The organism is Streptomyces sp. NPDC059743 (genome assembly GCF_042732975.1).
Classification (GTDB): Bacteria; Actinomycetota; Actinomycetes; order Streptomycetales; family Streptomycetaceae; genus Streptomyces.
Genome location: NZ_JBHWGS010000016.1, coordinates 199,384 through 213,298, shown reverse-complemented (window position 1 = coordinate 213,298; position 13,915 = coordinate 199,384). Strand labels below are relative to the sequence as shown.

Below are 13,915 nucleotides of genomic sequence, written 5' to 3'. Positions count from 1 at the left end.
GCCGGATGCCCTCTGCCGGTATGCCGATCGCCGATCCTCACAGGGCCGGGCGAGCCGGAATACACAGCATCCGGTTGCGGGTTGGGGCCGACATGGCAGACACACTTTTCGATCCGCACGCGCTGCTCGCGCACAGTCGGCTGGGCGTGCTCGCGACGATCAAGTCCGACGGCCGCCCCCAGCTCTCTCCCGTCACGCCGGCATATGACCGGGCCGCCGGAGTCATCCGGGTGTCGACCACCGTGGGAACCGCCAAGATCGCCAACCTGCGCCGGGACCCACGAGCCGCGCTTGAGGTGACCAGCCCGGACGGCCGGGCATGGGCCACCGCGGAGGGCACGGTCACACTCGTCGGGCCGGGAACCGACCCGCACGGTCCCGAGGTCCAGGCGTTGGTGGACTACTACCGCGCCGCCGCCGGCGAACACCCGGACTGGGACGAATACCGGTCGGCCATGGTGTCCGACCGGAGAGTGCTGATAACGATGACGGTCGACAACGTGTACGGCACCCAGCTCCGCTGACGGCCGGTCGGCCACAGAGGACTCCGGGACTCCGGGTCCGTCGGCCACATCAACACGCGTTCCGCGCCGTACGACGGACGCACCGGCGACCGCGCGGCCGATAACAGTCGGTAGCGTTGCGATTCCAGAGAGTGCTCGAAGTGCGCCGTTGACCGCCCCGGTCACCGGCCGTGAAAGTGCCTGTGTGATCGACGACACTCTGTCCCCCACTCCCGCAGGGCCCGCCGCGGCCCGTCCGGAAAACCAGGAGAGTCCACGCCGGGTGGCCGTGGCGAGCTTCATCGGCAACACCATCGAGCTCTACGACTTCTTCATCTACGGCATGGCGGCGGCGCTGGTCCTCGACGACGTCTTCTTCCCCAACCTCTCGCCTCTCAACGCCACGCTCGCGTCGTTCTCCACGTACGCGGTCGCCTTTCTGGCTCGCCCGATCGGCTCAATCATCTTCGGCCATTTCGGCGACCGCGTCGGCCGTAAGTCCGTCCTGGTCGCCTCACTGCTGCTGATGGGTCTGTCCACGGCGCTGGTGGGGCTGCTGCCCGGCTACGCCACCCTGGGCAGCTGGGCACCTCTGCTGCTCGTCCTGCTCCGCTTCCTCCAGGGAATCGGGATCGGCGGCGAGTGGGGCGGCGCGGTGCTCCTCGCCGTGGAGCACGCACCCAGTGGGCGGCGCGGGCTGTACGCGGCGTTCCCCCAACTCGGCCCGCCCGTCGGCTTCTCCGCCGCCACCGGTGTCTTCTGGCTGATGTCCGCGTCGCTCGACGAGGCGGCCTTCGCGAGCTGGGGTTGGCGCGTTCCGTTCCTGCTGTCCTTCCTGCTGGTCGCCGTCGGACTGGTCGTACGGCTGAAGATCAGCGAGACTCCGGTCTTCGCGCGGTCCGTGGCGGAGCGGACGGCGAGCAGGGCGCCCGTGGCGGAACTCCTCCGGTGCCATCCGCGCGAACTCCTGCTCGGCGCGGGCGCCATGGCCGTCGTATACACCCTCTTCTACTCGACAATGACCTACGGCCTGTCGTACACCACGGCAGTCCTGGGCATGCCGCGCAATACGATGCTGGCGCTGTCCTTGGTCGCCTGCCTCTTCCTCGCGACCGCCGTCTGGTTCGCCGCCACCCGCTCCGACAGGGAAGGCCGGCGGAAGCTGGTGCTGACGGGCTGTGGACTGGCCGCGGTCTGGGCCCTGGTGCTGTTCCCGCTGCTCGACACCAGACACCCGGTGGTGATGGCGGTGGCCATGGGCGGCGCGCTGTTCTGTGTGGGCATGACCTCCGGCCCGATGGGCGCGTATCTGCCGGAACTGTTCCCCGCCCGCGTCCGCTACTCGGGCGCGTCACTCGCGTACAACCTGGGCGGCGTCCTGGGCGGCGCGGTCTCCCCGCTGGTCGTCCCGCGCCTCCAGTCCGGCTTCGGCTCGGCGTCGGTGGGCTGGTACGTCAGCGCGATGGCCGTGGTCTCCCTGCTCTGCGTCCGGGCGCTCCCGGAGACACGGGAGCGCGAACTGGTCTAGGGCCTCTGCGATGGATCACGGTGCTGCCGGTGGCCAGTGGCAGCATCAGGGCCCGGGCTCGGTGGTGGGCTTGGTTGCGGGCTTCCAGCCCAAGGCGGGTGCCACCTCGGTCGCGATGAGTTCGAGGGCCCGGATCGCGGCGTCGTGGTCGGGTACGGCCGGGTTGAACTGGGTGATCAGGTCGGTCGCGACGGGCAGGACCTTCTCCTGCCGGAGTGCTGTGACGATCTCTTCGGGCGGGCCGTAGAACGAGTGGAAGCGGCGCAGCGCCTCGTCCCTGTCCAGGCCCTTGGGGAAGGCGCCGTTCTCGGCGAAGCGGAGCGCCGCCCGGTGGACGTCGTCACCGATCTGCCGGAGTGCCGTGTCCTTGTCCTTCGCCGGGAACACGAACCGGGACAGTCCCACCCGTGGGCGATACGGCCCGTCCCAGGCGGCGAGGAAGGCGTCCGCCCATGGGCGCTGCACCTCGTCGGTGGCGGCGTCGAAGCCGTACGCGGCACGGTTGAGCAGCAGGTTCGAGCCGCCGGTTGCGGCATACCGTGCGCCCTGTCCGCTGAAGACGCCCTGCCAGATCCGGTCGGTGAAGTCGGCGGCCGTCGGCTGGATACGGAAGCCGGGCGTGCGCACTTCCTCATTCGCCAGGGCCCGGCGCAGCACCTCCAGGTTCTCGCTGGTCAGCTCCCGCTTACGGGCGACATCCTGTCCGAACGCGGCGTACTCCACATCGCTGGAGCCGCTGCCCACGCCGAGCTCGACGCGTCCGCCGCTGAGCGTGTCGACGGCCGCGACGTCCTCGGCGAGGCGGACCGGGTCCTCCAGAGGGAGGATCGTGATGGCGGTGCCGAGCCGGATCCGGGTGGTCTTCGCGGCGGCGTGGGCGAGGAACGTCCACGGTGAGGAGAGGCCGCCACCGCCGAGGGAGACATGGTGCTGGGCGACCCAGCCGACGTCGAAGCCGAGTTCGTCGGCGGCCACGAAGAGCTCCTGGGCATTGCGGTAGGTCCGGGCCACGTCGTTGCCGTGGCCCTGGACATGTGTGAGAAAGCCGAGTCTGAAGCGCGGTGTCCCGGTGGTCATGGCGCGGTCCTCAGTCGTTCGCGAGCCGGCGCTCGGAGGTGTGGCGGTTGGCCGGGACGGGCAGGCCGAGGTTGGCGCGCAGGGTGTCGCCGGCGTACTCGGTGCGGAACAGTCCGCGCTTCTGCAGGACCGGGACGACGCCGTCGACAAAGAGGTTGAGGTCGTCGTCGGTGCGGAAGGCGAGGTTGATGCCGTCGAAGGTGCCGGCGTCGAACCACTGCTCGATGGTGTCGGCGACGGTCTCCGGCGCGCCGACGAAGGGCGAGCGACGGAACTGGTTGACCGACTCCGCGACCTGACGCAGTGTCAGACCCTCGGCCCTGGCGCGCTCGATGATCTTGGCCGCGCCCGTCCGGCCGCCTTTCTCGGCGAGGTGGGCGACGTCCGGGAACGGCGCGTCCAGGTCGTGCCGGCTGAAGTCGTACGCACCGAAGGAGCGGCCGAGCAGGGCGAGATTGCGGTCGAAGTCGTTGTCCTCCTCGAAGATCTCCCGCTCACGGCTCCTGGCGTCCTCGTCGGTGGCGGCGACGACCGGGCCGCCGTGGATGAAGATCTTGATGTGTTCGGGATCGCGCCCGTAGGCGGCGGTGCGCCGCTTGATGTCCGCGTAGTACTCCTGCGCCTGCTCCAGGGAGCCGCCCGGCGCGTAGATGCCCTCGGCGACCTGCGCGGCGAGGTCGCGGCCCTCCTCGGAGACCCCGGCCTGGAAGATCACCGGCTGGCCCTGTGGCGAGCGGGAGAGATTGAGCGGCCCGGCGATCTTGAAGTGCTCGCCGGCATGGTTGAGTTCATGCAGCTTGGCCGGATCGAGGAAGACATTGCGTGCCACGTCGGCCGGGAAGGCGTCGTCCTCGTAGGAGTCCCACAGGCCACGGGCGACCTGGACGAACTCCAGGGCGCGGCCGTAGCGGGTGGTGTAGTCGAGATGTTCGTCCAGCCCGTAGTTCCTGGAGGTGCCGGTGTCGAAGCTGGTCACCACGTTCCAGCCGGCGCGGCCACCGCTAATGTGGTCGAGCGAGGCGAACCGGCGGGCGAGGTTGAACGGCGAGTTGTATGTCGAGCTGGCCGTGCCGACCAGACCGATGTGCTTCGTGTGGGTGGCGACCGCGGAGAGCAGGGTGAGCGGCTCCAGCCGGTTGAGGTAGTGCGCCGGGTAGGTGGCGTTGATGAACTGGCTGTCCACGACGAACAGGGCGTCGAAGAGCGCGTGTTCGGCGGCCTGGGCCTGCCGGATGTAGTAGTTGATGTCGATGCTGGCGTTCTTCGCGACGCGCGGGTCTCTCCAGAGGCCGTGCTGGCCGGGGCCGCCGACGCCGTACGGATGGAGCGCGAGGTGGATCGTGCGAGGGGACGTGCGAGACGTGCGGGACATGGTTTCTCCCTGTCTGTGGTGGGCTCAGGTGTGGGTGGGCTCAGGTGTGCAGCAGCGCGCGCAGCGCTTCGCGCTCGGCCCGGTCGGCCGGAGCGCTGTGCAGTGTGGGCGCGGAGCTGACGAGCAGGCGTGTGTAGATGTGCTGGGGGCGGTTGATGATGTCTCCGGCGGCGCCGGCCTCGACCAGTTCGCCCTGGTACAGCACGGCGATACGGTCGGCGATCCCGGCGACGGATCCGAGGTCGTGGGAGATGAAGACGAGGGCCACTCCGGCGGCGCGGAGCTCCTTGAGGATCTCCAGGACCTGGACCCGGTTGGCGGAGTCCAGGGCGCTGACCGGCTCGTCCAGGATGACGAGCCGCGGTTCGGTGACCAGCGCCCGCGCCACCGCGGCCCGCTGGCGCTGTCCTCCGGACAGTTCGCCGGGCAGCCGGCCGAGGAGATCCTCGGAGAGGCGGACGCGGGCGAGGAACGAACGGACCCGCCGGGCCGCTTCCTTGCGCAGGACGCCTTGGAGAAGCAGCGGATCGGTCAGGGAGTCCTCGATGGTGAGGTCGGGATCGAGGCTGCGCAGCGGATCCTGGAAAACGTACTGGATCACGCCGCGGCGGCGCAGATCGCGCCACTGACGGTTTCCGTAGGCGCTCACGTCCTCGCCGCCGATGACGATCGAGCCCGTAGAGGCGCGTACCAGGCCGAGTGCGGCGCGGGCGAAGGTGGACTTGCCCGATCCCGTCTCGCCGATGACGCCGACGGTCTCGCCGGGCGCGACGCTCAGTGAGACTCCGTGCAGGGCACGGCGGCGGCGACGGCGCAGGCCGTAATGGACGTCGAGGCCGGTGACTTCGAGGACCGGGCCCGGGAGCTCCTCGGTGCCGATGGACTTCCCGGTGTCGGCGGACTCTCCCGTACCGACGGACTTCCCGGTGCCGACCGACTCTCCCGTACCAACGGGCTCTCCGGTGCCGGCGGACTCTCCGGTGCCGGCGGACTTCTCGTCCGGCAGCTCGGTGGTCACGACGCCTCCTTCGGCGTGAGGAACTTCTCCAGGCCGTACTGCTCGTGCTCGGCGATGAGCAGTCGGGTGTACTCGTGCCGTGGGTCGTGGAGCACCGCACGCGTCGGGCCGTGCTCCACGACATCGCCCTGTCGCATCACGAGGACCTCGTCGCACAGTTGGGCGACGACGGCCAGGTCATGGGAGACGACGACCAGGGCAAGGCCCGTACGCTCGCGCAGGTCGGCGAGCAGATCGAGGATCTCGGCCTGGACGGTGACATCGAGCGCCGTCGTGGCTTCGTCGGCGATGAGGATCTGCGGATCGGCGGCGATCGCCGCCGCGATCAGGACGCGCTGGAGCATGCCTCCCGAAAGCTCGTAGGTGTACTGGCCGTAGACCAGCTCCGGATCGCGCAGACGCACCGCCCGCAGCAGTTCGAGAGCGCGGTGGCGCGCTTCGCGCCGTCTCAGTCCCTTCTTGCTCCGGACGACCTCCACGATCTGCGGGCCGATGCGGATCGAGGGATTGAGATACGACGCCGGGTCCTGGAAGACGGCGCTGATCACGGCGCCGCGCAGGGCCGTCCACTGCGGCCCGGTCAGGGCCGCGATATCGGTGCCGTTGATCTCGACCGAGCCGCCGGCGATCTCGAAGTGCGCGGGCAGGATGCCCAGCGTGGCACGGCAGGTGAGAGTCTTGCCGCTGCCCGACTCGCCGACGATGCCGACGACCTTGCCGGGCGTGAGCTCGAAACTCACGCCATGGACGATCTCACGGTCATTGGCCCGGTCGATGATGCGCACATCGCGGACGGCGAGCACCGGTGAGGCCGTCGGGCCGGCGGTGGCATGAGGGAGGACGCTCCGGGTCTCTCCGGGCGCGATGTTCTTGGACAGTGTCGTCATCACGCGCCTCCGGTGGGAACGGGACCGGCCTTGTCGAGACGGTTGGCGCGGGCCTTGCGGTTGTTGACCAGTGCGCGGCCCGCCTCGCCTGAGACATCCCGGATCGCGTCGGCGAGCAGATTGCTGGCCCAGACGGTGACCGTGATCAGCAGGGCGGGAGCGAGCGGCGCCCATGGCCGGTGGCTGAGGTAGCCCAGGTCCGAGGCGAGCAGTCCGCCCCAGGTGGGCGCGGGAGGTTCGACGCCGATACCGAGGAACGTCAGGCTGGAGACGATGATGAAGCCGACGCCGATGGTCTGGGCGAGCGCCACCGCGATCGGCGGGAGCACCTTGATCCAGACATGGCGCCGTACGATCCAGCCGATGGAGGCGCCGGCGATGAGTGAGGCTTCCACGTACGGCGAGCGGGCAACGGCGAGTGTGGCGGCGCGCGCCACCCGGTAGAAGAGCGGCGAGACCAGCGCGCCGGTGACGAGCATGGCCTGGGTGATGCCGTTGCCGAGCAGGGCGATCACGGCGACGGCGAACAGCAGGAAGGGCAGGGCGACCAGCGTGTCGGCCAGGCGGAGAGTGAGCCACTCGAAGGCGCGGCCCAAGTAGACCGACAGGATGCCGGGAATCGCGCCCACGACCAGTGCCATCAGCGCCACTTCGAGCGAGCCGAGCACGCTGACGCGGGATCCGTCGAGCAGTCGGCTCAGCACATCACGGCCCAGATGGTCCGTGCCCAGCCAGTGGGCGCCCGACACTGCCGCGAGGGTGTTGTCGCCGGTGGCGAGCGGATTCTGCGGAGCGAGCAGCGGGCCGAAGACCGCGAGCAGGGCGATCACGGTGAGGATCGCGACGGCGATCCGGCCGGAGGTGAGTGCGAGGATACGGCGGACCATGGTCATACTCCCCTCTGGGACGCCGGCGTCACACGGGCCAGCACCAGATTGACGATCAGGTTGAAGACGACGACCAGGACGATCGACACCACGAGGACGCCCTGTACGGCGGGTACGTCACCGGCCTGGGCGGAGTCGTTGGCGAACCTGCCGAAGCCCTGGAGGCCGAAGATCCATTCCGTCACGACGGAAGCGCCCACCAGTGAGGGGAACTTCAGGCCGAGTGTGGCGAGCGCCGGCCCGAGGCCGTTGCGCAGGACATGACCGAAGAAGATCCGTCGTGGGCTCAGTCCCCGTACGATCGCGCCCGTCACATAGTTCTCGCGGTAGGCGCCGATGAGACTCGTACGCAGTTGGCGGGCGACATCGGCGATGACGTCGAAGCTCAGCGCGACGGCCGGGAGTGTGATGTGCGCGAGCCATGGACCGATGCCCTGCTGTGCGTTGACGTATCCGGCGGCCGGGAAGAGATGGAGTCCGACGGCGAAGACGGCGACCAGGACGATGCCGACAACGAACGCGGGCATCACGGAGATCATGGTGACGAAGCCCGTGATCGCGCGGTCGATCCAGGTGGTGCGCCGCAGCGCGGCCACCGTGCCGAGGACGAAGCCGACGACCACGCCGATGATCAGTGCGAAGGTCGCGACCGAGAGGCTCACGCCCAGGCCGAGGCCGATGAGTGTGGAGATGTCGGCGCCGTTGGTCCAGCTCGCGCCGAGCTGTCCGTGCAGGACACCGCTGAACCAGTCCCAGTACTGGACCAGGAAGGGCCTGTCGAGACCCCATTGGGCCTCGACTCTCGCGATCGCCTCGGGAGTCGCCTCCTCGCCCAGTTGGATCCGCGCCGGACTGAGCCCGCTCAGCGACCGCAGCGCGAACGTCACGAACGTCGCGACCAGAAAGACCGGCACGAAGATCGCGACCGACCGGGCGAGGGTGGCCAGGACGCGGCCCAGCATGTGCCGCGTCCTGGCCACCGCGACTCCGCGACGGCGGGCAGGCGTGGCCTGTACCGCGGTCGTCGTCATGAGGTTGCCTCCTCTCTGTGATGGTCTGTGGTGGTCTGTGGTGGGCGACGGTCAGTTGCCGCCGGAGATGGTCACGCCGGTCCAGTCGATATGGGCCGGGTTCGCCGGCAGCTTCGAGATCGACTTGCTCTTGGCGATGAGGTTCGGCGAGGAGTACGTGAAGACCAGCGCCTTGCTCCGGAGGCCCGCCCTGGTCGCCGCCTGGAGGACCTTCGCGTAGTCCGGATCGTCCAGCGGTGTCTGGCGCACCGTGGCGATGGCCGCCTCGAAACCGGCCGGCTCGTAGGGCGAGCTGAGGTTCAGCGGGCCGTTGGGACCGAAGTGGGCGGTGAGTGTCTGCGCGGCGGAGTCACGGCCCGTGGTGCCGTAGAGCGAGAACGTCAGGTCCTTGGCGAAGAACGGCGTGGCCCAGTTCTTGTCGATCTTGATACGGACGGTGATGCCGACCTTGGCCAGCTGCGACTGGACGATCTCGGCCTGAGGGTCCTCCGCCGGGATGACCAGGTCGAGCTTGATGTCACCGGGCTGGTGGCCCGCCTCGGCGAGGAGCTTCTTCGACTTCGCCGGGTCGTACGCGTAGTTGTTCTCGGACTCCGGGTCGTAGGCGACATAGCCCTTCGGGAACGGCTGGTCGGTCACTTCGCCGTAGCCGAAGGTCAGCTTGTCGACAAACTCCTGACGGTTGATCGCATGGCGTACGGCGTCGACCACCTTCTCGTTGTCGAACGGGGCCTTGTTGATGTTCAGGCTGATGTTCGAGGCGTTGAAGCCGGGCTGTACGAAGACGTCCAGGCCGGCCTTCTTGGCAGCGTCCGCCTGACTGGGCTCGATGTCCGCGAAGTTGTAGACGCCGGTCTGGAGGCCGGAGACCACCGTGGAGGCGTCGGGCGCGGAGGTCAGCTCGACGTTGCTGATATGGATGTTCTTCGCGTCCCAGTAGTCCGGGTTCTTCTTGAGGAGCACCTTGGTACCGGGTATGAGCTGTGTGACGGTGAACGGCCCGGCGCCGACCGGGTTCTGGTCCAGCTTCTCCGGGGAGGCCGCCGCCTTGGGGCTGGCGATCTGAAGGACGCGCTCGCCGAGCAGCTGCGGGATCTGGTAGTCGACCTGGTTGAGTCGGATGACCGCGTCCAGGCCGTTGGCCTCCACCGACTCGATCGAGGTCAGATCGCCGAAGAGCGCCGAGTTCTTCTGCTTCTTGGCCCGCTCGATGGCGGCCTTGACAGCGGCTCCGTCGACCGGCGCACCGTCGCTGAACTTCAGGCCGGGGCGCAGATGGAAGGTGATCCGGTCGCCCTTGGCGTTGTACTCCCAGCTCTTGGCCAGGTCCGGGACGGCCTTGCCGCTCTCGTCGGTACGTGTCAACGAGGCGTACACCAGGGAGAGTTCGCGGAACTGGGCACCGCTGCCGCCGACCACCGGGTCCCAGTGGGTCGGGAAGTAGGACGAGGTCCACTTGAGTGTGGCGCCGGCGCCCGCGGAGGAGGCGTCGCCGCCGCAGGCGCCGAGCGCGGGGACGAGCAGGGCGAAGAGCGCGGTTCCGAGAGCCGCGAGGCGCGGGCGGCCGGTCCGTCGGGCGGATCGGAGGTCCAGTCTGGGGCGGCTGGGCGTGGGTCGTCCGGACATCTCTTTCTTTCTTCTTTCCTTGATGGTCCCGGCCTGTGACAGGGCGGCAGGATCGGGACACGGGAGCTGACTCGTATCCGCGCGGGACGGTCGGCCCGTACATGGGCAGGTATGCCGAAGGAGGCATGCCGGAGGAGCCTCGGTGCACACGTCGGGCACGCCACGCTCAGGCATGCACGCTCAGGGCATGGGACGTCGACGGGTTCGCGTGGGCGGACCGGGAGGCGGTGAAGAGGAGGCGACGAAGCGCGGAGGTGGGACGCGAGGCGTCGGGCGCGGTTCAGCCGGGCGGCGGGCGGCGCCGAGGGCGGTCAGGCGCCTGCGGGCCGTGGGCGGCCGGCGGTCAGCTACAGAGGGCGCTGCATGTGCGCCGCAGATCCACGTAGCGGCACACCACTCCGGGGTGCGTCGTAAACATGCTGCACATCCTGGGGGCAGCCGTCAGTGACTGTCAATGGACACCAATTGGTGTCTCATTGGGCGGGACGGCCTCCGACCACAGGTCAGGGACCGGCGGGACCGGGCGGCGGACCCGGGCGCGGGCGCCTCCGGGTCCGCGCGCGGACGCGTCCGGAACCTGCGGGATCCGGACCCACGCGCTTGCCTTTCGGCCATTCCCCGCCCGGTCCCGTCACACAGCGGCAATACTTTGTGCTCGGCCCTATGATTTATCTCCGTCATGACTGGACGGTCGGCGCATCGCGTCGTTGCCGTCGCGATATCAACACCACGAAGGCGGAACGTGGGCGGCCTGAAAAGCCTTGTGCTACGGGCGGCCGGCATTCCCGACCGGATTTCACCGCGGGCATCTCACTCACCGTCTTGATCACGGCGTGGCGCCATCGGCATATCTGAGCATATCCAGTCGAGGAATCGAGTGATGACTGTGCGGCAGATCGTGAGAGTACTCGGTGTCGGCGGCTCGACCCGCCCGGGTTCAACGGCCGAGCAAGCACTTCGCAGAGCACTGGCCGAGGCGGAACGGCTGGGCGCCGAGGTGGATCTGATCGGTGGTGCCCAGCTCGTCATGCCTGCTTACGACCCCGGAGCAGGGATGCACGCGCCGGCGGCCAGGCGGCTGGTCGCGGCGATCGCCGCGGCGGACGGCGTGATATTCGCCAGCCCCGCCTATCACGGCAGTATCTCGGGCCTGGTGAAGAACGCCATTGATTACATCGAGGAATTGCGCGACGACGAACGGCCGTATCTCAGCGGACGCCCGATCGGCTGTGTCACCGTCGGAGACGGCCGGCAGGGCGCCGTCACCGCGCTTACCGCGCTGCGCGAGGTGGCTCACGCGCTACGCGGCTGGCCGACACCGCTCGGTGTCACTCTGGATAAAATGGCGACCCGTTTCGGTCCCGACGGACAATGGGCCGACAGCCGTGCGGAGCAGCAATTGCGGACCATGGCGGGACAGGTGGTGGAATTCGCCGTGCACCGCCGGATCGCGTTGACGGAACAGGCCGTCCCCGCCCGCTCCGGCGAAACACCACGCGTCCTGTGAGACCGCCGGAGAGCTCGGGCGGGACAAGCCGGTCGCAGGACCGGCTGGCCGAGATCGACGCCCGTATCGTGCAGTTGATACGGCAGCGGATCGAGGAGGAGCACCTTCTCGCCGACGCCAGACGCGCGGCCGGGCTGCCGCGCACCGATCTCTCCCGCGAGAACGAGACGGTGCGTTACTACGACCAGGAACTGAAGACCTGCGGAGCCAATCTGGCACTGCTGCTGCTCGTCATGCGGTGACGCCGTCGGCGAGGTCGGGGCCCGCGCCGACGGCCGGACAGACTCTGGGCGTTCACAGGATGTCCTCCAGTCGGATGGGCAGTCTGCGGTGGCGCCGGCCGGTGGCATGGTGGAGCGCGTTGGCTATCGCGGGCGCCACTCCGACGAAAGCGATCTCGCCGGCTCCTTTCACGCCGGGAGCGTTGAGCAGAGGATCGGGTTCGTCGATGAAGGCGACCTCGATCCGGCCGATGTCGGAGCTGACCGGAACGACATAGTCGGCCAGGTCGGCGTTGACGAACCCGCCGTAAAGCGGGTCGGGTTCACTGCCCTCCCGCAGTGTCGCGCCGATGCCCCAGACGACACCGCCGCGGATCTGGCTGAGCGCGGTCACCGGGCTGGCGACCCGGCCGCAGTCCACCACGCTGACCACCCGAGACACCCGGACACGGCCGGTCTCCACCACGACCCGGACCTCGGCGAAGTGCGCGACGAAGCTGAACGCCGAGAACCCGCGGTACTCGGGACCGGCCGGCGCGGACAGACCGGCGTTCAGCCGGTCCACGGCCTGGACGGACTGGCCGGGCGCCCGGGTGACGGCTTCGACGGCGACCTCCGGCCGGCCGGTCGCGGCGACCGCGGCGGCCACATCGACCGGACCGTCGTCGGGCACGCCCAGACGCGTGCGCAGTTCCCGCAGCGCGGCATGGACGGCGGCCAGCGCGGTGGCGGTGCCCCAGGAGCCGGCGGTCAGATGCTGAGGCGCGCTCCTGGTGTCCCCGAGGCCGACCCGTATCCCGTCGGCCGGGACACCGAGGTCGAGGGCCACCGTCCGGGCGACCGCCGTGTAGAGCCCCTGTCCCATCTCATGACCGGTCACATCGACGGCGATCCGGCCCTCGGCGTCCGCACGCAGCCGGGCCACACCGGGTGCCGCGGAGGCCCGGTAGGCACCGGCCGCGACGCCCCAGCCGACCAGCGCGCCGTCCTCGTCCCGCATCGAGCCGGGCTCCGCCGTACGGGCCGCCCAGCCGAACATCGCCGCGCCGCGGCGCAGGCACTCGGCGAGATGGCGGGAGGAGAACGGATTGCCGGTGACCGGATCGGTGGCGGTGTCGTTGTCCAGCCGCAGCGCCACCGGGTCCCGGCCGGTGGCGTACGCGATCTCGTCGACGGCCGACTCCAGGGCGAACGCGCTGACATGTTCGAAGGGCGCGCGCATGAAGCCGGGCGTCGGCACATCGGTACGGGTGAGGTGCTGGGTGCCCCGGAAGTCGCCGATGCCGTACAACCGCGCGGTGATCGAAGGGTAGTCGGACGCGAACAGGTCATGCCGGGACGTCTGTGACCGTGTCTCGTGGATGGCGGCCAGCAGCCGTCCCGAGGCGTCCGCGCCGAGCCGCAGCCGGTGGCGGCTGGCCGGACGGAAACTGGTGGCGAGGAAGGTCTGCTTCCTCGGCATGACGAACTTGACCGGCCGGCCGAGCCGGGCCGCGGCCACCGCGAGCAGGGCGACATGCGGCTGGAGCCAGGTCTTCTGGCCGAAACTGCCGCCCGCCTGCGGGCAGATGACCTCGATACGGGCGGGATCGATGCCCAGCACCTTCGCGAGGCCGTGCTTGACGGCGCCGGTGTTCTGGGTGCTCTCGTGCACGACCAGTCTCTCGCCGTGCCACTCGACGACGGTGGCCAGCAGCTCCATCGGGGCATGGTGCTGAGGGCCGAAGTCGAACGTCATGTCGACCTGGACGGGGCTCGACGCGAAGGCCATGTCGGCGTCGCCCACCTCGATGTCCGCGAATCGCCGGATGCCGGGGAACTCCTCGGCCTGTACGACCGTTTCCGCGCCCTCGGCGTCGAGCGTGACCGCCACCGGTTCGGCTTCGTAACGGGCGTCGACCAGTCCGGCCGCCTCGACGGCCGCCACCAGTGTGTCCGCCACGACCAGCGCGATCGGCTGACCGCGGTAGGCGACACGGTCGTCCAGGAGCGGCTGGAGGCTCTGGAAGCCGTAGCCCGAGCCGCTCTGCGGAAAGCCGGGAGAGCGCACCTGCTCCGCGTCGAGCCGGGTGAGGACCAGCCGTACGCCCGGGACGGCGCGGGCGGCCTCCGTCTCCAGCCGGACAACGCGCCCTCGCCCGATCGACGCCGGGACCAGCATGGCGTGCAGTGTGCCGGGCGGGCAGTGGTCGGCGCTGTAGCGGGTCCTGCCGGTGACCTTGTCAGCGGCGTCCACCCGTGGCACGGGCCGCGCGGGA

Annotated in this window: 12 protein-coding genes; 4 read left to right on the top strand and 8 right to left on the bottom strand. The window is 69.5% G+C overall.

Going from position 1 to position 13,915, the window contains the following annotated elements:
• The first annotated feature begins 92 nt into the window (after positions 1–92).
• Complete coding sequence (locus tag ACFV6H_RS27685) at positions 93–524, top strand: PPOX class F420-dependent oxidoreductase (RefSeq protein WP_385547189.1); 432 nt, start codon at positions 93–95, stop codon at positions 522–524.
• A 187-nt stretch (positions 525–711) separates the two neighbouring features.
• Positions 712–2,031, top strand: coding sequence for an MFS transporter (locus tag ACFV6H_RS27680; protein ID WP_385547262.1), 1,320 nt, complete (start codon positions 712–714; stop codon positions 2,029–2,031).
• A 45-nt stretch (positions 2,032–2,076) separates the two neighbouring features.
• Here ACFV6H_RS27680 and ACFV6H_RS27675 read toward each other — a convergent pair whose 3' ends face one another.
• The 7 genes from ACFV6H_RS27675 to ACFV6H_RS27645 all read right to left on the bottom strand — a co-directional run bounded on the left by ACFV6H_RS27675 (position 2,077) and on the right by ACFV6H_RS27645 (position 9,929).
• Positions 2,077–3,108 (bottom strand): LLM class flavin-dependent oxidoreductase, encoded by a 1,032-nt coding sequence (locus ACFV6H_RS27675; RefSeq protein WP_385547186.1) that lies wholly within the window; start codon positions 3,106–3,108, stop codon positions 2,077–2,079.
• Between the two features lie 10 nt (positions 3,109–3,118).
• Positions 3,119–4,480, bottom strand: a complete 1,362-nt coding sequence (locus ACFV6H_RS27670) for an LLM class flavin-dependent oxidoreductase (RefSeq protein ID WP_385547183.1) — start codon at positions 4,478–4,480, stop codon at positions 3,119–3,121.
• Between the two features lie 40 nt (positions 4,481–4,520).
• Entirely contained in the window at positions 4,521–5,360 is an 840-nt protein-coding gene (locus ACFV6H_RS27665; protein ID WP_385547259.1) for an ABC transporter ATP-binding protein, read from the bottom strand.
• A gap of 134 nt (positions 5,361–5,494) precedes the next feature.
• Positions 5,495–6,385, bottom strand: a complete 891-nt coding sequence (locus tag ACFV6H_RS27660) for an ABC transporter ATP-binding protein (protein ID WP_385547180.1) — start codon at positions 6,383–6,385, stop codon at positions 5,495–5,497.
• Positions 6,385–7,272 (bottom strand): ABC transporter permease, encoded by an 888-nt coding sequence (locus tag ACFV6H_RS27655; protein WP_384975345.1) that lies wholly within the window; start codon positions 7,270–7,272, stop codon positions 6,385–6,387. The genes ACFV6H_RS27660 and ACFV6H_RS27655 overlap by 1 nt, the downstream gene beginning before the upstream one ends.
• 2 nt (positions 7,273–7,274) lie before the next feature.
• Positions 7,275–8,303 (bottom strand): ABC transporter permease, encoded by a 1,029-nt coding sequence (locus ACFV6H_RS27650; RefSeq protein ID WP_384975346.1) that lies wholly within the window; start codon positions 8,301–8,303, stop codon positions 7,275–7,277.
• A gap of 51 nt (positions 8,304–8,354) precedes the next feature.
• Positions 8,355–9,929 (bottom strand): ABC transporter substrate-binding protein, encoded by a 1,575-nt coding sequence (locus ACFV6H_RS27645; protein WP_385547175.1) that lies wholly within the window; start codon positions 9,927–9,929, stop codon positions 8,355–8,357.
• 880 nt (positions 9,930–10,809) lie between these two features.
• On the opposite strand from ACFV6H_RS27645, the gene ACFV6H_RS27640 reads away from it, so the two are divergent.
• Positions 10,810–11,436 (top strand): NADPH-dependent FMN reductase, encoded by a 627-nt coding sequence (locus tag ACFV6H_RS27640; protein ID WP_385547172.1) that lies wholly within the window; start codon positions 10,810–10,812, stop codon positions 11,434–11,436.
• Positions 11,433–11,678 (top strand): hypothetical protein, encoded by a 246-nt coding sequence (locus ACFV6H_RS27635; protein WP_384975349.1) that lies wholly within the window; start codon positions 11,433–11,435, stop codon positions 11,676–11,678. The genes ACFV6H_RS27640 and ACFV6H_RS27635 overlap by 4 nt, the downstream gene beginning before the upstream one ends.
• A 52-nt stretch (positions 11,679–11,730) precedes the next feature.
• On the opposite strand, the gene ACFV6H_RS27630 is transcribed toward ACFV6H_RS27635, so the two are convergent.
• The gene (locus ACFV6H_RS27630) at positions 11,731–13,893 is read right to left on the bottom strand and encodes a xanthine dehydrogenase family protein molybdopterin-binding subunit (RefSeq protein ID WP_385547168.1); all 2,163 of its coding nucleotides are present in this window, start codon (positions 13,891–13,893) and stop codon (positions 11,731–11,733) included.
• Positions 13,894–13,915 lie beyond the last annotated feature (22 nt).